This is a genomic window from Ewingella sp. AOP8-B2-18, from assembly GCF_052376015.1.
GTDB classification, from domain to species: Bacteria; Pseudomonadota; Gammaproteobacteria; order Enterobacterales; family Enterobacteriaceae; genus Ewingella; species Ewingella allii.
In genome coordinates this window covers 223,230-241,950 of record NZ_JBQSVB010000007.1, presented here as the reverse complement: position 1 = coordinate 241,950, position 18,721 = coordinate 223,230, and the positions used below count along the sequence as shown (strand labels likewise).

At 56.2% G+C, this 18,721-nt stretch carries 17 protein-coding genes; 3 read left to right on the top strand and 14 right to left on the bottom strand.

What is annotated here, in order from left to right:
- Nucleotide 1: 1 nt before the first annotated feature.
- Nucleotides 2-808, top strand: a complete 807-nt coding sequence (gene sctT, locus ACT3RR_RS15650) for a type III secretion system export apparatus subunit SctT (RefSeq protein ID WP_353502943.1) — start codon at nucleotides 2-4, stop codon at nucleotides 806-808.
- Complete coding sequence (gene sctU, locus ACT3RR_RS15645; RefSeq protein WP_496200640.1) at nucleotides 808-1,893, top strand: type III secretion system export apparatus subunit SctU; 1,086 nt, start codon at nucleotides 808-810, stop codon at nucleotides 1,891-1,893. Before sctT ends, sctU begins: the two co-directional genes overlap by 1 nt.
- 133 nt (nucleotides 1,894-2,026) lie before the next feature.
- Here the strand turns inward: sctU and ACT3RR_RS15640 are convergent, their stop codons facing one another.
- The 11 genes from ACT3RR_RS15640 to ACT3RR_RS15590 all read right to left on the bottom strand — a co-directional run bounded on the left by ACT3RR_RS15640 (nucleotide 2,027) and on the right by ACT3RR_RS15590 (nucleotide 11,741).
- Nucleotides 2,027-3,010 (bottom strand): hypothetical protein, encoded by a 984-nt coding sequence (locus tag ACT3RR_RS15640; RefSeq protein ID WP_485903687.1) that lies wholly within the window; start codon nucleotides 3,008-3,010, stop codon nucleotides 2,027-2,029.
- A 250-nt stretch (nucleotides 3,011-3,260) separates the two neighbouring features.
- Complete coding sequence (hrpT, locus tag ACT3RR_RS15635; protein WP_185689494.1) at nucleotides 3,261-3,449, bottom strand: HrpT family type III secretion system protein; 189 nt, start codon at nucleotides 3,447-3,449, stop codon at nucleotides 3,261-3,263.
- 9 nt (nucleotides 3,450-3,458) lie between these two features.
- Nucleotides 3,459-5,501 (bottom strand): type III secretion system outer membrane ring subunit SctC, encoded by a 2,043-nt coding sequence (gene sctC / locus ACT3RR_RS15630; RefSeq protein ID WP_353502946.1) that lies wholly within the window; start codon nucleotides 5,499-5,501, stop codon nucleotides 3,459-3,461.
- Nucleotides 5,502-5,684: 183 nt separating this feature from the next.
- Nucleotides 5,685-5,912 carry a type III secretion protein HrpF gene (locus tag ACT3RR_RS15625; protein WP_353502947.1) on the bottom strand — a complete coding sequence of 76 codons (228 nt, stop codon included), beginning with the start codon at nucleotides 5,910-5,912 and terminating at the stop codon, nucleotides 5,685-5,687.
- Between the two features lie 137 nt (nucleotides 5,913-6,049).
- On the bottom strand, nucleotides 6,050-6,670 hold the full coding sequence (sctL, locus tag ACT3RR_RS15620) for a type III secretion system stator protein SctL (protein WP_496200639.1): 621 nt from the start codon (nucleotides 6,668-6,670) through the stop codon (nucleotides 6,050-6,052).
- Nucleotides 6,657-7,268 (bottom strand): hypothetical protein, encoded by a 612-nt coding sequence (locus ACT3RR_RS15615; protein WP_496200638.1) that lies wholly within the window; start codon nucleotides 7,266-7,268, stop codon nucleotides 6,657-6,659. The genes sctL and ACT3RR_RS15615 overlap by 14 nt, the downstream gene beginning before the upstream one ends.
- 19 nt (nucleotides 7,269-7,287) lie before the next feature.
- Nucleotides 7,288-8,073, bottom strand: a complete 786-nt coding sequence (sctJ, locus tag ACT3RR_RS15610; RefSeq protein ID WP_353502950.1) for a type III secretion system inner membrane ring lipoprotein SctJ — start codon at nucleotides 8,071-8,073, stop codon at nucleotides 7,288-7,290.
- 5 nt (nucleotides 8,074-8,078) lie between these two features.
- Nucleotides 8,079-8,441 (bottom strand): EscF/YscF/HrpA family type III secretion system needle major subunit, encoded by a 363-nt coding sequence (locus tag ACT3RR_RS15605; RefSeq protein ID WP_185689489.1) that lies wholly within the window; start codon nucleotides 8,439-8,441, stop codon nucleotides 8,079-8,081.
- A gap of 64 nt (nucleotides 8,442-8,505) precedes the next feature.
- Nucleotides 8,506-8,724 (bottom strand): hypothetical protein, encoded by a 219-nt coding sequence (locus tag ACT3RR_RS15600; protein WP_185689488.1) that lies wholly within the window; start codon nucleotides 8,722-8,724, stop codon nucleotides 8,506-8,508.
- A gap of 139 nt (nucleotides 8,725-8,863) precedes the next feature.
- Nucleotides 8,864-9,847 carry a sigma 54-interacting transcriptional regulator gene (locus ACT3RR_RS15595; protein WP_496200637.1) on the bottom strand — a complete coding sequence of 328 codons (984 nt, stop codon included), beginning with the start codon at nucleotides 9,845-9,847 and terminating at the stop codon, nucleotides 8,864-8,866.
- A gap of 826 nt (nucleotides 9,848-10,673) precedes the next feature.
- A complete protein-coding gene (locus ACT3RR_RS15590; RefSeq protein WP_496200636.1) occupies nucleotides 10,674-11,741 on the bottom strand; it encodes a lytic transglycosylase domain-containing protein in 1,068 nt (355 codons plus the stop codon).
- Nucleotides 11,742-12,007: 266 nt separating this feature from the next.
- Here ACT3RR_RS15590 and ACT3RR_RS15585 point away from each other — a divergent pair, with 266 nt between their 5' ends.
- Complete coding sequence (locus ACT3RR_RS15585; RefSeq protein WP_485903674.1) at nucleotides 12,008-12,532, top strand: lytic transglycosylase domain-containing protein; 525 nt, start codon at nucleotides 12,008-12,010, stop codon at nucleotides 12,530-12,532.
- Here ACT3RR_RS15585 and ACT3RR_RS15580 read toward each other — a convergent pair.
- The 3 genes from ACT3RR_RS15580 to ACT3RR_RS15570 all read right to left on the bottom strand — a co-directional run bounded on the left by ACT3RR_RS15580 (nucleotide 12,482) and on the right by ACT3RR_RS15570 (nucleotide 18,711).
- Nucleotides 12,482-12,907 (bottom strand): type III secretion system chaperone, encoded by a 426-nt coding sequence (locus ACT3RR_RS15580; RefSeq protein ID WP_353502955.1) that lies wholly within the window; start codon nucleotides 12,905-12,907, stop codon nucleotides 12,482-12,484. The genes ACT3RR_RS15585 and ACT3RR_RS15580 overlap by 51 nt on opposite strands.
- 78 nt (nucleotides 12,908-12,985) lie before the next feature.
- Nucleotides 12,986-18,070 carry an AvrE-family type 3 secretion system effector gene (locus ACT3RR_RS15575; RefSeq protein ID WP_496200635.1) on the bottom strand — a complete coding sequence of 1,695 codons (5,085 nt, stop codon included), beginning with the start codon at nucleotides 18,068-18,070 and terminating at the stop codon, nucleotides 12,986-12,988.
- Between the two features lie 176 nt (nucleotides 18,071-18,246).
- Nucleotides 18,247-18,711, bottom strand: a complete 465-nt coding sequence (locus tag ACT3RR_RS15570; RefSeq protein WP_496200634.1) for a CesT family type III secretion system chaperone — start codon at nucleotides 18,709-18,711, stop codon at nucleotides 18,247-18,249.
- Nucleotides 18,712-18,721: the final 10 nt, after the last annotated feature.

Sequence of the window (18,721 nt, the reverse complement as noted above, 5' to 3'; positions counted from 1 at the left end):
GATGTTAAGTACGCTGATGCACGGCCTGTTCAGCCATATTTTGGCGCTGGGCTTTGGCATAGCCCGGATTTTCCCCTGCCTGCTGATTGTACCGGCCTTCTCCTTTTTCACCCTAAAAGGCATGGTGCGCAGCGCGATCATTGTTTCGCTGTCGCTGTTTCTGGTTCCGGCGCTGCAACCCGCGGTATCGGCGCTGTCGGAAGATCCTTACGTGCTGCTGGGTATCGCCATGAAAGAGGTGGTGATCGGCATGTTCCTCGGCATCCTGCTCTCCCTGCCCTTCTGGATCTTCGAATCCGTCGGCGCGCTGTTTGATAACCAGCGCGGGGCGATGTCCGGCGGCCAGCTCAACCCGTCGCTCGGCCCCGACGTCACCATTATCGGCCATATGCTGCAACAGTGGTTCATCATGCTGATGATGCTCAGTTTCGGCCTGTCGCTGATGACTCAGGTGATCTGGGATAGCTACCGGCTCTGGCCGCTGGAGTCCTGGCTGCCGAGCTTCACCGCACAGGGCTTCAGCTACTTCCTCGACCTGCTGGCCGACATGTTCACCCACATCGTGCTGTTCGCCGCGCCGCTGGTTTTGGTGCTGATGCTGCTCGACTTCTGCGTCGGCGTGCTGAGCATTTACAGCCCGCAGCTGCAGGCCACGGTGCTGACCGTGCCGCTGAAAAGCATCGTCGGCATTCTGTTTTTCCTGATGTATTTGCCGACGCTGGAATACCTCGCCAACCACCAGCTCTCGACATTCCATGACCTGATTGCCCATCTGGCGCTGGTCTTCCCGAAAGGAGGTCCTCTTTAGTGGCCGAAAAAACGGAGAAAGCTTCCCCCCAGAAACTTCAGGAAGCGCGACGCAAGGGGCAAGTCAGTCAGAGTCAGGACATCCCTAAGCTGCTGATTATGCTTGGCGTGACCGAAACCGTGTTCGCCATGGTGGATGAGAGTCTGGAGAAGCTACAGGCGCTGATCGTGCTGCCGCTGCAACGCCTCAACCAGCCCTTCGACGCGGCGCTCAATGATATTGTCGGCAGCGCTCTGCTGCTGGTGGCGGTGTTTTTCATGATGACGCTGGGAGTGGCGGTGCTGCTGCGCATCGTCGGCGGCTGGGCGCAGTTCGGCCCGCTGTTCGCCACCGAGGCGTTGCAGCTCAAGCTGGACGCGCTGAACCCAATGGGCAAGTTCAAGCAGATGTTTTCTGGCCGCCAGTTTGTGCAGCTGCTGGTGAGTATTTTGAAAGCCGTGGTGATGGCTTTCGTGTTCTACAAGTTGATCACCCCAAAACTGGGGGAGATTGCCGAGCTATCGACCACTTCGCTGGAGGGCTTTATCCACGCCGCCGTCGAGATCCTTGAGAAGCTCACTCGCACCATTTTTGGCGTACTGCTGGCCTTTGGCGTGGCGGACTACGGGCTGCAAAAATACTTCTTCCTCAAGCAGAACCGCATGAGTATGGAAGACCTGAAAAACGAGTACAAACAGAACGAAGGCGACCCGCACACCAAGGGCCACCGCAAACAGCTGGCGCAGGAGTTAGCCAACGAAGCGCCGAAAAAACGCGTCGCGCCGGCCGATGTGGAAAACGCCGACGTGTTGCTGATCAACCCTACCCACTTCGCCGTCGGCCTGTACTATCGCCCGGATGAAACGCCGCTGCCGAAGCTGGTGTTTAAGACCGAAGATGAGGAAGTGCGCGAAGTGATCAAAATGGCGCACGACGCCAAAATCCCGGTCATTCGCTATATCTGGCTGACCCGCACCCTCTACCGCACCACCCGCGAAGGGGCTTACATCCCGCGCGAAACCCTCAAAGCCGTGGCACAAATCTACCGCCTACTGCGCGAATTGGAACAGCAGGTTAGCGACCAAATTATTGAATACGAAGAGTGAAATCACGAACGAAAATGCCCAATAAAAAAGGCGACCTATGAGAGTCGCCAAAGAGGGTAATGCTGGTAAAACTTCTTATTATCAACTATTAACGACATCCTTGTCGTTCGGCACAACGAGAGGTACTAAGATTTTAAACCAGTTGATTCATGGCCGCTTTGTTGATGTTACCGGCGGTCATTGCAGCGTCCATCCCGACCGAAGAACCACCAACGCCGCGCAGTTGCAGGTTCGGGTTGCCCATGTCGCCTTCCATCACGCTTTTCATCATGCCTTTGGCCTGCTGGAATTTTTTCACTGAGTCATCGCTCAGCATACCGCCGTTGCTCAGGGCATCTTCCCAGCTGCCGTTATGCTTGTTACCGCCCACCAGCCCAGGCAGTTTACCGGCGTCCGGCTTGCCAAAGATGTCTGGGTATTGGTCCATGAATTTACCCATTTCTTTGGCGGTTTCTTTCGAGCCACCTTCGATTTTATTCATGCCCGGGAAAGGGCCACTTTTGGCGGTCATATCGTCAATTTGTTGCAGACCGGCTTTGTTAGACATCGCGCTGCCCATCTGGTTACCCAGCTGCTGGAAGTTGCCTGGGCCTTGCATAGAAGCCGGGCTAAACTGGGACTGCTGTGGCGGCATCGCCAGACCCGGACCGCCGAAGCCGCCAGGCCCGCCGGTAGCGCCCATGCCGCCACCCTGTGATGGGTTGCTCAGGCCGTTTTGCATCCCCTGACTAAACGCGCCAGCGTTAGCCTGACCCGCTTGGCCTGACTGGCCGTTAAACGGCGAGTTCTGCGGCGTGATGCCCAAATCTTGCATGACTTCTGCCAGCAATTGTTGCAGCGAGCTGCCGCCGCCTTGTTGACCGCCAACCGGTGAGCCGCCGCCAAAACCGCCGCCCTGACCTCCACCGAAACCGCCCTGATTACCAAAGCCGCCCTGGTTGCCCTGTGCGCCCTGCGCACCATGCTGGCCGCCGAACAGCGCGTTAGTAATGGCAGCAGCCAGTTGAGACATAAAGTCACCGCCGCCCGAGTTCAGCGGGCTGAAGCTTTGCGTTGGCGCGGAGTTTCCAGATAACGGAACGGTAAAGGTCAGGGCACCGCCAATAGCATTATTCATTTTGTCGCCTCTCACTATCGTGGATATGTAGGAAAATGGGCATCTGCTAAAGATGTCCGGACTCGCTAACAATGTGCAGAAGTCTGATGATTAAGTGACAAAATCGGCTCGTGGGTTCCCCAATTCGGCAGGGAAATGCGCTTTATTTATGCGATAAATGGCAAAAGAAAAGTGAGAAATGATAAGAGATAAAAACTAGAAAAATCAGAAAACTGCGCCGTGTGCGATAACCCGCACACGGCGCTTGGCGTTAACGACCAACCGGGATTTGAGAATAATCCTGAACGCCGCTGCGGATATCCGACGGCCACCAGATAGTCAGACTGTGCGGGTTAGACAACGGACGGCAGGCCGCCTTGTCACAGCCGTTGTCATTGGAGGCCGCGCAGGCGCTGAGCAACAGGCTGGCTACCGCGAGTAATGCTAAACGAATCTTCATTGCAGCTCCTTAACGGGTGGTGCTCAGCAGAGAGGTACGGGTACGGCGAGCCGTGCCGCGCGACTCATACGCCACATAGATTTCAGCCGACTGGCCCGGTGCCAGCGACGCACTTGGCCAGACCGACACCGCCAGCACGTCCTGACCACGGCAGCTTGCTTCGTCGAAACGCAGCGGGGCCAGCGAGGTGTTGCGCACGAGTCCGACGGTGATCTGCACGTTTTTGTTGCTAAACCACTGGCTGTGCGAGGTGTCGTAAGCAATGCCGCGCAGCGGGTCGCACAGGGTGTTGATGCCCACGCCCTCGCCGCCCGGATTAAAGCCCGCCGGAATATCGCTCTCGGCCAAGTCGCGCATTGCGGATTCGACGTCATTCTTAATCGAGCCATATTTTTGGCGGCGCTGTACTTCTTCCAGAGAACCATTTAGCTGGGAGCGGAACTCGTCGCCGATGTAGCGCGACGGGTCCACCTGATCCCCCACCAAGTGCGGCGTGATGATAAACAGGCGTTCGCGCTGCGAGGTTTCATGGCGCGTCGACGTGAACAATTTACCAATCAGCGGAATGCTGCCGAGGATGGGGATCTTATGCTCTTCGTCGCCGGTTTCCCGCGAGTGGAAACCGCCCATGACCAGCGAGTTTTTCTCCTGCACCTGCGCCTGCGTACTCACCACCGCGCGGCTGTCGCCGGTGGCCTGGCCGTCATCCCCCTTGTCCAGCTTGCCGTCTTCAACGTCAACAATCAGCTCAACCGTCGATTTGCCGCCGTTATCGATGGCGCGCGGGATCACCTGCAGGCTGGTACCCGCGGTCACTGGCGTGACGTTGGCCACGCGCTCGCCGACCGTGGAGATAAAGGCGGTCTGGCTGAAGTCGATCACCGCAGGCTGGTTTTCCAGCGTCAGCACCGACGGGTTCGCCACGATTGAGGCGTTGCCGTTGCCCTCCAGCGCCTGCACCTGGGCGAAGAAGCGCTGATAGTCGGTGACGAACAGCGTGCTGCTGCCGTCGAGCAAGGTTGAACCAGCGGTGATGTTGCCGAAGCTACCGCCGAGGTTGGCGGAGAGCGCCGACATGGCGTGGCGGTCGACGTCAACGATCAGCGCATCAATCTCAATCAGCTTTTGCGGCACGTCAATTTGCGAAATCAGCGCCTGATACTGCTCGCGTTTTTTCGGATCATCGCGCACCAGCAGGGCGTTGTTACGCACGTCGGCGGAAACCAGCGGGTTCAGGCCGCTTTTGCCATCGTCAAAATCATCGTTGGAGCCGCGCGGATCGCCGCTCTGGATCAGGCTGGAGAGAATGCTGTCCGCCTGCTGCTGCGACAGCTGGCTCAGGCCGTCTTGCCCGTTACCGCTGGCCTTCACGCCCTGCGCGCTTTTATTGTTTTTCTTCCCCAACAGCTCGTTGAGGATGGTCGCCACCCCCGGCACGGTGAGGGTTTTGTCGCGATAGTGAATTTCGCGGTCAGAGACCGAGGCGTATTTCAGCGGAAAGCTCATCATCTCTTTGCCGGTTTTGTAATCTTTCTCCTGCTCGCTGAACTGGCTGACCAGCGCCACGTACTCCGGCGGGCCGGTAACCAGAATCACGCCGTCGTCGGGTAGTTCGCCGTAGCCAAATTTCGGCTCAAGCAGGCCGATACCGTCGAGGGCATCTTTTAAATCCGGGGCAGCTTCCGAGGAGACGCGAATACGCTTGGAGATCTGCTCAGACTGCGGGCTGATATAGAGCATGTCGTTGTAGACAAACCACTGGAACTGGTACTCGAGTCCGAGGCGGTCGAGGAAGGTCGCGGCGCTGTCGGCGCGCAGGCGGCCACTGACCGTGGCTTCTGGCACATTGCCCAGTTTCAGGGTGACGCCGTGGCTGCTGGCGAAGTCGGCCAGCACGGTGCGCAGCGGCGTGTTTTGTGCCGAATAGGCGTAGGCGCCGCTGCTCCAGCCGTCCGGGGCGCGGGCTGAGGCGCTAAAAGAGAGGCTGCCCAGGCTTAAAGCCAAAGTGGCGGCCATCAGGGTATGAGTCAGTGTGGTTGAAAAGGTCTTCATAGCGATTTTCCCCTCTGAGGGAGAATGTCTCTCTTCAATAAAGGACCCAGTCCGTTCGAAGAGATAAAAAGAGTCGTTGTGCGCATCGTTGCCCTGATTTCCGTCGAGTCTTAATGAGTGGATAAAAGCAAAAAACGGCTCTGAAGCTACCCAGATTCAGCCAGCCACGAGCCGTTGCAGACATTAGTTAATTGAATCGATGATGCCTTTGCTCAGATCGTGCGTGAGCGTACTCAACTGACCAGACGCCCAGTTAGCGGTGGATTCGCGCAGCATGGCTTGCTTGAATTCAACGATATCGGAGAAGTCCGGTGCCCCGCCCATCGAGTCACGGGCTAAGTCATAGACATTGGAATTGCTGGTTATCAGTGCCGAATCGAGACGGCGCTGTACCTTATCGAAACTGCTCATACTCACCTCCTGCTTTGACTAAAGGTGATAATGAGTAGCGGTGAACGGGAATTGGTTCCAAAAAAGCGGCGGGTTTTCATCAATGCTTTTATTTAATCAGTGAAGATTGGGCTATTTAAACTGATGAATGAGGCGTTCTAGGCCGAAGCGCGCAGCAGCTGCGTTTTCAGAGCCTGCCAGCCAATGTGCAATTCACCACTGGCGGTTTCTAACAGCAGCTGGTCAGCCTCAAGGGATTCATCAAACTGCCGCTCCCACGTGAGATGCGGGCGCGCTTCAAGCCATTGAGTAATATGCTCTTTATTGGCAGGATGGCACCACAGGGTAGCCTGCTGGCCGCGCGGCTGGGCCTGCAATAGCTGGCGCAGTAAGGCATTCATCTGCTGCGCCGGGCCGGTGTCTTCCAGCAGGCGCGTCATCACCTGATGAAGCAACTCGCTGGCTCGCCCGACAATCATCGCTTCCTGCTCGATTTGCTGCTCCTGCCAGCCAGCGAACAGGGTTTCCGCCCGGCTCAAAAACTCGGATTGGCTATTGGCGAGCAGGTCGGCAACCCGCTGCTCTGCGTCGTAGCGCGCCTGGTCAATCAGCTGCTGGGCCTGAATTTCGGCCTGTTGCACAATCTGCTCGGCCTGCCGCCGGGCCTCTGCCAGCAGCGAAAGACCTTGCTGATGCTGGTGCAACATGGCCTGCGGCAGCCGGATGCTGTCTGCTGGCTGTGCCTCCGCCAGCAGTTCGAAGGTTTTAAGCTGCCACATCTTGCGTCTCCTGCGCCGGACCGGATGCCAAGGCTACCGGCAGTGAAGCTCGCCACAGCGCGGCTTCCCACAGCGGCAGCAGCTTGTTTGCCGCCAGTTCCGCGCCCTGCTCGGCTTCACAGGCAATAATCCACGGCTGGGGAAAGAGAAAACGCACGCGCTGCCAGCAACCTATCGGCAATACGTGGCGCAACAGCAACAGGATGGTTACTTGCCAAGGCGACGTAAGGTTTTCCGGCAGCCACAGGCCGGGGCGCAGCGCGCGGGAGATGCGCTTGCTCCACAGCCGGGCTTCTTCAGGTAGTAACTGTTCGTTGGCTTCGGGGGAGTAGATACCGCAAATCTCGGCGGTCAGGCGCAGCGCTAAGCTCTGCTGCTGCGCCGTCAGCGCCAGCAGCTTGAGCGTCAAGGTGTGAGGGGCAGACGGCAGGCGGGCTTCAATGCCCAACTGGCGGGCAATCAGCTGCGGATCGATAGACTGCAACCGCGCGATTAAAGACTCGGGCTGCTGGAAGAAAGCCAGACTGTGCCAGCTCTCCTCCGCCTGCTGCCAATAACCCTCGGTCCACCAGTGCAACCAGGCTTGTGCGTCATTCATCGGTTATTCCCCCTGAATATCATGCGTTTTCTGGGGTGACGTCAGCGCCCTTTTTGGCTGACATGCGCCGCTGAATTTTCGGTTTCACCACCAGCGCGATGGCGATTAACGCCAGTATCACCAGCAGAGCCAGAAACAGCATTTTCACCGTGCCGTACTGGTTCATGGTCAGCTGGAAAGGCCCGAGGTTGACCATTTCGATATGATCTTTGTAGACCTCTGCCGGAACAAACACGATAGACAGCGCGCTGTTATCTTTGCCCGCCAGCCCCGGAATACTGGTGGAAACCAGACGGCGAATTTGCGGCTCGATGCTGTCCGGGTCGAGGTCCGGCTGGTACTTAATGAAGACCGATGCGGAGGCCGGTTGGATCGGCTCGCCCGGCGCGACGCGCTCTGGCAGCACCACGTTAACCCGCGCCACCACCACGCCATCAATCTGCGCCAGCGTTGACTCCACTTCCTGCGATAAGGCGAATATGTAGCGCGCTCTCTCTTCGAGCGGGCTGGAAATAATGCCGCTTTTCTGGAATACCTCACCCAGATTGGTGCGCGCTTTGTGCGGCAAACCGGCCGCGTTGAGGATCTGCACCGAACGCTCAATAGTGTCTTGGTCCACCAGCACGGTCACGCCGGTTTTATCTATCTGCTTATCGGCAGAGATTTTGTAGCGGGACAGCTCGGCGATAATGTCGTTGGCGTCGTTTTCGGTCAGACCGGTATTGAGAACCACCCTTTGCTCGCAGCCAGCTAAGGCCAAAACAATCAGCAGGGTGGAGAAGATCTTCAGCGCGATGTTAACCATGGTCATTATTGCAAGTTGGTCAGTTTGTCCAGGCCCTGTACGGACTTAGAGACGATTTTGGCGTTCATCAGGTTTTCTAAATCGTACTTCGACAAGTCGCCGCTCACTTTACTGAGTGCCATTGGGTCGGTAGAGCCAGCGGCTTTGGTTAGCTCATTGCTGATGTGGCGACTGTCCACGTTGATCTGCTTGAACATGCCGGAGACGTGGTTCAGCAGACCATTAGAATCATTGCCGTCGACATCGCTGCTCTGGCCAATTTCTGAGGCAAAGAAGCTGGCATCGGCGGGGGTCATTGCACTTCCTTCACTGCCCGACAGGTCAGGTGCCGCCAGCGGCTGGATAACAGGGGGTTGATTGATTTTCATAATGTCACTCCGCGACTGCACAGGAAGGGAATACAGGGAACCAGCATCGGTTCCCTGTTAACACTTAGAACGAAATTTTGTTCTGTTGGATAGCACTGATGAAAGTGGTCGCAGAACCTTGCACACCAGCGATCTGTGCGTTCTGACGGTCACGTTCCATTTTGGTCAGGGTGTCTGCAACAGACTGCCCTTGGATTGCATCGGAACCAGCTTGCAGAGCTTGGCTTGAAGCACTACCAGCGGCGCTTGACGCCAAACCACCAAGAATATTTAACGGGCCCATAGTGTTACTCCTCTCAAGGTGAATAGAGTGAATGAGTGTTCATTCACTAGTTGAGTAGTAATTGGCGGCGATGGGTTCCATCATGGGGTAATTATTTTCACGGATTTTAGCGGATTAGGAATCCGCCTAGAAAAACCAATTAATCCAAACTATTCAAAGATTTAATGCGCTGATACAGCGTGCGGCGCGGGATACCCAGCTCATTGGCCGCGCTGACAATTTTGTTCTGATGGCGCATCAGGCAATCTTCAATCAGGCAGTGTTCAATGCGGCGCATGCGCTCTTTCAGGCGGAAAGATCCGCTGTCGATACGCATGGCATTACCCAGAGGTGGCATGCCCAGCACAAAGCGTTCGGCGGCCCCTTTTAGCTCACGAATATTGCCCGGCCAGTCGTGCATGATCAGCGATTCACTAAGATTGGCGGTGATAGAGGGTAGCGCGCAATTTAAACGCAACGCCGCCTCCTGCGCGAAACGGGCAAACATTGGGATAATATATTTAATGCGGGAACGCAGCGCGGGCAGCGTGATTTTGATGGTAGTCAGTCGGAAATAGAGATCCTGACGAAACTGCTTCTGCTCAACCAGGCTGGCCAGCGGCTTTTGCGAAGCCACCACGATACGCAGATCCAGAGGAATTTGTTGCGTGCTGCCCAGTCGGCTGACGCTGCGCGATTCCAGCACGCGCAGTAACTTGGCTTGCAGGCTCAGCGGCATACTGTCGATTTCATCGAGGAATAAAATCCCGCCGTTGGCACTTTCGATATAGCCCGCGCGGGCGTGGGTCGCGCCGGTGTAGGCTCCGGCCATAACGCCGAACAGTTCGCTCTCGGCCAGAGATTCGGGGATCGCCGCGCAGTTAATCGGCACGAAAGCCCCCTTGCAGCCGGAACGCTCATACAGGCGGCGGGCGAAAGTGTCTTTACCTGTGCCAGTTTCCCCCTCGAGGGCGAGGTCAACTTTCAGCGGCGCTAAGGTCTGGAGCATGGAATCAAAGTCGCTATGAATATCCCACTCTTCACGCACTTCTCGCTGTTCAGGAATATCCTCATCCAGGGACTCTTCATAAACGTGGTGGTTTATTTTAGCCGGCTTTGTCGAGTTCGGAAGATTGTCTCTCATACTTTCCTCGCATCCATTTCTATCAAGAAAATAATAATGTTGTGATTATTAAAATAAAATAATGACTCAGGAATGAATTAGCGCCCGGTAGGCATATTAAAAGTTAAACATGCAGGAACGATGCATATTTAGTTTCTCTGACAGCGTTAATCTGCAGATAAATTATCACTAGAAATAAGACTGGCAATCAGGAAAACGGAATGAAGATTGTAGGGAAATCCTTACAAGGTTCAAATCATTAACAAAGATATTACTCAATACGGTTTTACCTATCACAACATTCAAAAACCACCCCATATAGGTCATCATTTGCCTATTTCGGGAAATGATACCTTTCGCTCAAACAAGGGGTTAGCGCGGATCGCCAGCAAAATGGTCAATTAAAGAGCATCAAAAAAGCGTTATACAATCAATGGGATGGTGGGCACGTTCCCAGTTTAATTTATTTTCAATCTTTGAATATATTTCCCCTAATGGACCGTGCCAGCCATTGAAAAAACCGATTAAAACTCGCTGAATCTTGCATAAAAATAGTGCGTCAGATCTCACTTCTTAACGAAATCTTAATATAACGCTCACCAGAATCGGCAAAAAAATCGCGCTTTGACATACTTCTTACAATTAGACATATTCCAGCCGACGCGAAACCCATAAGATTTGAGATTATTCTTACCACTTAACTGGGAATTTTATTAGAAAACTAAGCCAAATTAGGTTTCAGAAAAGTTATATCTTCAAAATAATAACCATAAAAAAATCCGATAATGAATTTCTTTCATTATCGGATGAAGTTTATTAAATCAATTCAAATGACATAATCCGCTATTTAGGCCGGTAATTGGCCTTGGCCTGATTCAATAATTTTAGCAAAGCTTAAAACATTATCGACATAAGGCGCGGCACCGGTTCCGGTTTTCGAAATATCCGACAGGTTGGATAAATTCACGTCATCCGGGCCAGAGTTATAAGCACGCAGACCTGCGCCAATATTTCCGCCAAAGGCATTGGTCTGCTGTTTAAGATAGAGTGCCCCGGCCATAATATTGTTCTGCGCGCTGTTCGGGTCACCCGAAAGCAGGCCCGGGTTCTCTTTGGCCATCTCATTGTAGGTGTCTGGGTTGACCTGCATCAGCCCGGCGTCGGTTTTGCCATTTCCGCCGTTGGTGGAAGCCGCAGACAAGTTACCGCGAGATTCCGCCCAAATCTGACCGGCAATCACGCTGGCTGGCATTCCCGTGGCCTGCGCCGCGTTATTGATGGATTGACGGTAAGGCTCCAGCTGCGGCGGCAGGTGTAAGTTACCCGAACCACTGAGGCCAGCCATGCCAGAAGTTGCACCGGCCCCGCCCGCGCCGCTGGCTCCACTCGCCCCGCTAGCACCATTCGCTGCACCCGCCCCCGCGCCCGGTTGGGCTAACAGATTGTTGCCAACAGATGGGCCACCGCCGCCGCCGTCACCCAACGACGGTGCCGCTGAACCACCACTACCGCCCGAAGAGGCCGACGGCGTGCTGTTCTGCTGGTCTGAATTGTCGCCGCCGCCCAGCATTTTCAACAGTTCTGACAGCAGTTGGCGGATCATATTCATCAGCTCGGCCATCTGTCCGCCGCCCGCGCCCGCCGCGCCATCCTGTCCCTGCATCGACTGCAATGGGTTAGTCGGAGCATTGTTTTGCGTTGGGCCATTAACGCCGGAGACTGATGGCGAACCGAAATCTACCGGCGTGATACCCGGTGCGGCGCTAAAGGTGACCGTTAACGGCATAGAAAGCGCGCCGGCCCCTGAATTATTATTGTTCACCGCACCACTATTGTTACCGACCCCGCCGGACGGACCGAGATCCGCCGGGGGAATGTACTGAGGGGTAAACCCCGAACCGTTAACATTCATCATTCTTCCTCAATCCTCATAATAAGTGATGCTTTTGCTCTCACACGGCGCTGCCACAGACCACCCGTTTGAGCAACCCTGTTATGGATGAATCAAAAGACAGGAAGCCACGCTCATGGCGCTTCTACCCTGTCATTTGTGTGCGTCCTGTCGCGGGTTAGTTCCGAGCCATCACACTTTTTGCAAAAAACGCTATGCCGTGGAACCGCCGCCCGGCAACGGCCACATAAAAGTATTCGAATTTCAGCCTTTATCATGGAGCCGCGGCGATGAAGCGACATTTGCTGGCCATCACTCTCTGTCTCTCCGCCAGCAGTCAGGCAAATTGCTTTAAGGACGCCGGAAAAGCCTTCGGCATCCCTCCTGCCCTGCTGCTGTCGATTGCCATTAAAGAGTCACACCTCAATCCGTCGGCGGTGAACAGCGCCAATCGCAACCACACGGAAGATGTCTGCATGATGCAGGTGAACAGCACGCACTTCGCCCATTTGGCAAGCCTTGGGGTGTCGCGCACTAAGCTGTTGAATGAACCTTGTACCTGCGTGAATACCGGGGCGTGGGTGTTGTACAGCATGTTCCAGCAGTATGGAAAATCCTGGAACACGGTAGGGATGTATAACGCCGGAGCCGCGCCATCACGCCAACCGCAGCGCGATCGCTACGCCAGTGATGTACGGCGTATTTACCAGCGCCTGCTGCACAGCGTCAGTCAGGATACCCTGCTGACGCTGGAGCAAATGCCGTCAGGCCGGGAGAGCCGTCGGGAGGGTGTGGACGAATTCGCGAATAAATGACTGTACTTCGCTGGCTTGCTGAATGAAGCCATCAAGCAGGCCGGAGAAGTTGCGGTTATCCAACGAGGAGAGCGGCTGCTGAGTACACAGACGCAGGTTCTGCTCCTCCAGCGCCAGCCAGCAGCCACGCATGGCGTCCATCTCAAAGTTCAAGGTTAAAATACTGTGTAGCAAGGCGGCAGAGCTGTTTGGCTCCAGCACCATCACCTGACAATGCAACACCACGGCGTCGCTGCCCGGCGGTAACTCAATGATCGCAGCTTCTTGTTTCTGCGGGGTGAACAGTGCGCAAACGCCGTTTTCCAGTTTCAGCGATGTATTCAATCGACGGCCATAGTGGCTCAATAAATTCTGCAAATATGCGCTTTCGTTCATCTTATTTTCCTGTGATTAACATTTCAGTTATTCATTTGCTGGCCCGCCGCAAGCGGGCCGCGTCCCTAACCCAGACTCTTACCCTTTAATAACAAAACCCTGTTTCTGCGTGGCTGAAAGCGCCTGATGTATCTCTTCATTTGGACGGGTGATTTTCCCTTCCAGGGTGAAACCTGTTAGGTCGAGTTGGTCCTCCGCGTAGCTAAAGTTGATTTTGCCGAGGTTGACGCTCATCGCCACCGAGGCGCTGTTAGAGCCGGCAATCAAGAAGGCCGGGGTAGCGAAGCCGTCACCTTTGCTTTGCGAACGGGTAAAGCCAATCGACTTAATGCGCAGGTTGTCGCTGTTACTCAGCACGGCCACAATTTCTTGCGGCGTGATGCCGCCCACCTGCCATTCACCGGCCATTTTGTCCTTCTGCGACTCGTTCAGCTCCAGCGTCACCACGGCTTCGGTGCTGCTGTTTTGCTGCAACTCGCGCACCATCTGTTTCAGGCGCGGGTCGTCATCCATCATCTTGGCAATACGGTCGGCGTTACTGTCCGATGGCCGGGTGCTGACCATGTGGAACAGGTTGTGGAAGAAGCTGTTGCTGTCGAGCTTGCTCAGGTTGCTGTAAGTGGAACGGTACTCGGCGGTGCCAATCTCCTTGCCTTTGCGCTCGGCCAGGATTTGCTGACGATTGCTCTGCGCCAGCTGCAAGATGGCGTCGCGCTGGGCGTTGCCGCGCAGCGTAGTGCCCGGCTCGAACGGCGTATTGAGCTGAGTTTTAAAGTGGCCCACCAGCAGTTTCAGCTTCTCGGCGGGGAGCTTACCCTCATCCTCTTTCAACTCTTCAAGCAGCTTATTGGTGGCCGGATCGGTGAACTGATCCCCCAGCGTTTTGATCAGCTTGTCGATATGCACGTCGGCCAGCGGCTGGACGTCTTTCAGCTGAAGGTTGATGTTCTGGCGCGTGCGGTTGTCCACCGAGGCCTGAATGCTGGCCCCTGCCCCGGCAAACAGCGGCAAGTGAGTTTCATCACCGGTTTTCTGGTTTACGCCGACCGGGATGGCGATGTTGGCCCCGGCGTTAAACTGGTTAAAAGCGCGCAGGCGGTTGTCACTCTGCGACTGCTGGTTGCTGGCCTCGCGGCGAGTGGTGCTGCGCTCGCGCGTGCCGTTGAGCAGGTTAGCCCCGGCGTAAACCCCGCCACCAAAGCGGGCGCTGGTTGACGAGTTCTTCTCATGATCGTTGGTGATTGGCAGGCCGACGCTGGCGACGGCGGCGGCGTTGATATCCATACTGATACGCAGGGTGTTGCCGTTCTTCACGCTGTGATCCATCCCTTTATCCATCAGCGCCTGCGGGTCGAGATTGCCCTCGGTCAGCGCGTCCAGAAACTCCGGCAACTCGGCTTCGCTGAGGCTAAAGCTGATGCCGTTTTGCATCTGCCGCTGCAACATGGCCGAGACGGTTCCGCCAAGGCGGAAGCCCGGGGAGAGGGTGCGTTCGCTGTCCAGCGCGGTTTTGTGCTCGTGAAGATAATCAGTCAGCATGTTGTACCCCGCCGCGCCGAATACCGTGCCCGAGCCGCCGCCGTTGCGGCCAAAGCTGACGTTGATGCCCGTCTCGCCCCGCGAGAAGTTCAGGCTGTAGCTGCGATCCACGTTGACCCGCACGCCGGGGCTGGCAAAGCCTTGCGAGCCGGGGATCATGGTGCCGGTCCCCGACGCGCCATAGGCCCGGTTGAAAGTAATGTCTTCGCCACTCTCCAGCGACAAAATCGTCTCCTTCATGCGGCTGTTCAGTTCGGCTTTATCGCTGGCGCTCATCACGTTGCGGCTGGTGACGTGCACCCCGTGGTCCTCTTTAGAGAACGCCTTGGTCATCGACTTGATGGCGTCATAGTTGGCTTCCAGACCGCGGTTGTTGACGAAGCCCATGGAAGTGGCTTTTTTGATCGGGTTTTCACCCCAGGTCATGTCGCGCAGCTCGTTGAATTTCGACCGCAGGGTTTGCATCGCCGCCTCTTTCTCCGGCCCCTTTTTGGTCATCGCCTGCTGCATTTCGGTCAGCAGGTTATGCATGTCGGCCTGAGTCAGCGAGGTAAGGATCAGCTGCGATTTCACCAGCCCCACGTCGTCGTGGGTGTCGCGCTGCTTGCCAAAAGGCACCTCCGGTTTCTGATGGTTAAGCACCACCTTCTTGCTTTCCATCAGTGACAGAATGCTGTTCGCCGGGCTGTTTTCGCTCGACGGGTAATAATGCATCATGCGATTGAGGCTTTCGGTCAGTTCACCGTCGCGGGTACTGGCCGGGTTGAAGCGCCCGCTGCCGCTGTTCTTGGTTTTACCTTCGCCGAGAACTAACTGGTTGTTGCTGTCCACCACGCCATAGTGCTGGCCCAGCAGATTGGCGTGGTGGCTGGAGACGTCGGTCAAATCTTGGTTGAAGCGAATCAAAGCGCGTTTCAAATCTTCGTTGCCGGTCCAGTCCATGCTGTCGATGCGCGAACTGATTGGCGGGCGTGGTGCTTTAATCCCCTCTTTTGAAGTGGCGGGATCGGCGGCGCGCAGGCGATTGAGCAACTCACCCTGCTCCTGATAGACCGGGCGCAGCCCTTCGCGACCGGCATAGCCGTGCTGGAGAAAATATCCGGCGTTTTTCACCGGGCGCGGCGTTTCCATCGTCGGTTTGAACAAGAAGGCGCGCACCCGCGATTTAAACGGCGTTTGCACCCGCAGGCCGTCTTGCCCAGTGGAACCGGCAATGTTGACCTCGCGCTTCACCGTGATGTGGGTGCCCGGCAGATGGGTGTCTTTGGTTGCTACTTCGAGGCGCTGGAAGACCTCTTCCGCCACGCGTTTTTCAGGGCGCTCGTCTAAGTCCACCAGCCCCTTTTTCCATTCGCCTTCGTGCAAGGTAGCCTGATCGCCCTCTTCATTGCTGAGCAACAAGTTATCCGCGCCGCGCTGGGTCAGAGAGGTGTACTTCGGCCCCTCGCGCGGCACTTCCATAATCTCAGGTTCCGGCGTGCCCGCAGGCGTTACGGGCGCTTTAGGTTCGGTGGCTGGGACATTTTCGCGCGCCAGCCCGGTCGTCTGGCCCTTCTGCCACGAGGTCGCGGGCAGGCTGAACAAGGCACCCTCTTCGCTAAGCAGGTACATTTGCTGGTTTTTGCCCAGCGCCATATCGACGATTTTCCCCGCCTTGCCGCCGTCGTTGAGTCCCGCGATGGCGGTTTTCAGCGCGTCGGCTTTTAGGGTTTGGGTACTGACCTTTTCGCGGCGATTCTCTTTGTTAATCTGCTGGTATTGCACGTCACCGTCGCCACTCAGCGCCACAAAGCGCCCTTCTGATAACGCATCAATCGCCACGGTTTTCTGTTTTTTGTCCAAGCCGCCCGCTGGCAGGTCGGCCTTGACGCTGTTCTTCACCCGGCCCAACGAGAATAAGCTGCTGTCGTGGCGGATTTCATCACTCGACAGGTTGACCTTCAGACGGCGCAGCTCGCCTTCATTGAGGATCCACGGCTGGCCGTCCTGCCCGCGCCGCAGCTGCTCGGCGGACTCCTTCGACGCCACCCAGCTTTGGGTGGCGCGGTCGAGGTAATGCACCTTGCCGTCGTGCAGCGCCAGTTGCCCGAGCGGGCCGAAATCCATGATGCTCTTAGCTTCGGGTTCCGGGCGCGGCAATCCTTTCTGGTTATCCAGCACCATGCTGTCGCTGAGACACCAGCTCGACGCCACGTTGTTGCCATTAAGCGTGACGGCGTGCTGCTGGTTCTGCATATCTTTTAACTTGGCGTGCAGCTGCTGCTGGTCGTCGGTGAACAAGGATTCCACCCGCACGCCCTGCCCAAACTGCATCGTCAGGTTCTGGTTGAGCGCGGCAGGCACTGGCTCAAAGGTCATGGCCTGGCCGCCGTTGGTCGGCAGCTTCGCCTGATAAAGCTCACCAATGTTGTCCGTGGCGTAGAGCATGTTGTTGTGCAGCGCCAGCGCGCTCGGGGCAAAGCCTGCCGGAGCAATCGTCATTTTCTGCGCGGCGGCCATCGGTGCATTCAGCTGCGGGTAGAAACTCAGTTGCTGCTCGTGGCTGGTTTCATCGGCAGTGAGGATCACGGCGTGGCCGCTGGCGTCCATCGCCACCTGCGAGATTTTGCCCGGTGCCTGAAGCGACTTGCCAGTGGTCAGATCCAGCAGCTTTTTGTCGTCGGCAACGGCATAAAGATGGCCATTGCCCTGCTGGCTGAGCTTGGACATTTTTCCGTCGAAGGCGTCGTGCACCTGCCATTCGCCGCTGGCGGCGTCGTGGCGATAAATCTTTTTCTCATGCAGCCGCAGGGACTCTTCCCCCGTGGCGGTCCGATGGCTAAATACCCCGGTCAGTTCACTTTGAATGGCGGCATCAGGCAATTTTGCTCTGGAGGCGGGTCGCCCGCCGGGCGTGAGGATCTCGGCGTGCTGGCTGTTGGCACTCAAGCGAACCTGATGATTTTCAGTCGAAGTGGATTGCAATACCGGCATCCGCCCGGTGCGGGTTTCTATCGGCTTCTCATAGGTTTTGCTATTCACCATGCCGACCAAATTCAGCGGCGACTGCTGCAAAGAGATCAGCCGACCGCGCGTATCCAGCAGCACTTGCTGACCATCGCTAGCATCATGACCCTGATATTTATGTTCGGAACGCCCTAGCGTGACATTGAGCAGCCGGTCAAAAGGCGGGTTGCCGTCCGGCACGCTAAAGTGCGCCTGCCCCTTGCCATTGAGCGCCACGTTGACCTTCGGCGGCGGCGCGTTGTCCACGGCACTCAGCTCGGCTTGGGTTTTCGCTCCCCAGCCATCGCTGCCTGGCACCCCCAGCGCGGTGCTAAGTTCGGAAAGCTCAGGCAGGCGTGGCGGAGCGAGATCCTGAATGCCCGCGCCAACGGGTTCATGCTTTGAACGCAAAAAACGTCCAAACACGCCGCCGCGAGACAGTTTCCCCTGACAGCTCTGTTGCTTAATATCGTTACGCGGCGTGGCGCTGTGAGATAAGGTGCCGCCCCCCGTCTGGCGTGGTCTGGAGGGGTGCTGGGCGAGATGGCTAGCAGAGGTTGTCCCCTGTTGCTGGCGGGCAATATCTGCATTGCTAATCATGTGACTCGGTTTAAGCAGTGCGGAAAAATTAAGTGCCATAGTGATAATCCTTATGCAACTACGGGGGAAGTATTAATTTATCTACACAATATGTGTGGCGGGGAGGGAGTTGGTTCCAGAAAAAACCAAGCCCCTGGTCGCATTCGGGCGAAAAGGGGCAGGATAACAGCACTAAACTTGATGATTTTTAACGATAAATCTTCAATTATTAATTTTTAAAAATTATGCCTTTGGCGAATCATTAACTCATGAGCAGCAGGGACCAATTTCTTGGCTTTCGGACTGCCCGACGGCTGGCGCAGGCGTTCACTGACCTGCATGGCGTGGGATAAAAAGCGGTTGAGCATGGCGGTCAGCTCAATGCCCTGCCAGTTCTCAATCTGCAATTCGACCCACAGCACGATAAATTTGTCGGCGGTGGCGCTGTGATGAAACGCCGGCAGCTCCTGATTGAAGCCGTTCATCTCCAGCAGCTTCCACCCCAGCTCGCCATCGTCCTCGCTCATCGGCTTACCCAGCCGCGTTGCCATCAGCAAGCGCCCGCTTTTTGCCCCGGAAAGGTGCAGTTGCATATGCTCAAAGGCTATCTCATAGTTCCACGCCGGTCCCAGCGAAGAGGGGTCAGCCCCCAGCCCTTCAAACAGTGGTTGAAGATGATAGTAAAAATCCTCCTGTTCCATTTCGACTCTT

What these genes read in the sequence shown, in the direction of transcription:
- ACT3RR_RS15625 (WP_353502947.1), bottom strand. Translation starts at nt 5,912, where the DNA reads ATGAGCAGTTTCGATAAGGTACAGCGCCGTCTCGATTCGGCACTGATA.
- hrpT (WP_185689494.1), bottom strand. Translation starts at nt 3,449, where the DNA reads ATGAAGATTCGTTTAGCATTACTCGCGGTAGCCAGCCTGTTGCTCAGC.
- ACT3RR_RS15575 (WP_496200635.1), bottom strand. Translation starts at nt 18,070, where the DNA reads ATGGCACTTAATTTTTCCGCACTGCTTAAACCGAGTCACATGATTAGC.
- ACT3RR_RS15590 (WP_496200636.1), bottom strand. Translation starts at nt 11,741, where the DNA reads ATGATGAATGTTAACGGTTCGGGGTTTACCCCTCAGTACATTCCCCCG.
- ACT3RR_RS15605 (WP_185689489.1), bottom strand. Translation starts at nt 8,441, where the DNA reads ATGAAAATCAATCAACCCCCTGTTATCCAGCCGCTGGCGGCACCTGAC.
- ACT3RR_RS15600 (WP_185689488.1), bottom strand. Translation starts at nt 8,724, where the DNA reads ATGGGCCCGTTAAATATTCTTGGTGGTTTGGCGTCAAGCGCCGCTGGT.
- ACT3RR_RS15570 (WP_496200634.1), bottom strand. Translation starts at nt 18,711, where the DNA reads ATGGAACAGGAGGATTTTTACTATCATCTTCAACCACTGTTTGAAGGG.
- ACT3RR_RS15615 (WP_496200638.1), bottom strand. Translation starts at nt 7,268, where the DNA reads ATGAATGACGCACAAGCCTGGTTGCACTGGTGGACCGAGGGTTATTGG.
- sctT (WP_353502943.1), top strand. Translation starts at nt 2, where the DNA reads ATGTTAAGTACGCTGATGCACGGCCTGTTCAGCCATATTTTGGCGCTG.
- ACT3RR_RS15595 (WP_496200637.1), bottom strand. Translation starts at nt 9,847, where the DNA reads ATGAGAGACAATCTTCCGAACTCGACAAAGCCGGCTAAAATAAACCAC.
- sctJ (WP_353502950.1), bottom strand. Translation starts at nt 8,073, where the DNA reads ATGGTTAACATCGCGCTGAAGATCTTCTCCACCCTGCTGATTGTTTTG.
- sctC (WP_353502946.1), bottom strand. Translation starts at nt 5,501, where the DNA reads ATGAAGACCTTTTCAACCACACTGACTCATACCCTGATGGCCGCCACT.
- ACT3RR_RS15585 (WP_485903674.1), top strand. Translation starts at nt 12,008, where the DNA reads ATGAAGCGACATTTGCTGGCCATCACTCTCTGTCTCTCCGCCAGCAGT.
- sctL (WP_496200639.1), bottom strand. Translation starts at nt 6,670, where the DNA reads ATGTGGCAGCTTAAAACCTTCGAACTGCTGGCGGAGGCACAGCCAGCA.
- ACT3RR_RS15640 (WP_485903687.1), bottom strand. Translation starts at nt 3,010, where the DNA reads ATGAATAATGCTATTGGCGGTGCCCTGACCTTTACCGTTCCGTTATCT.
- ACT3RR_RS15580 (WP_353502955.1), bottom strand. Translation starts at nt 12,907, where the DNA reads ATGAACGAAAGCGCATATTTGCAGAATTTATTGAGCCACTATGGCCGT.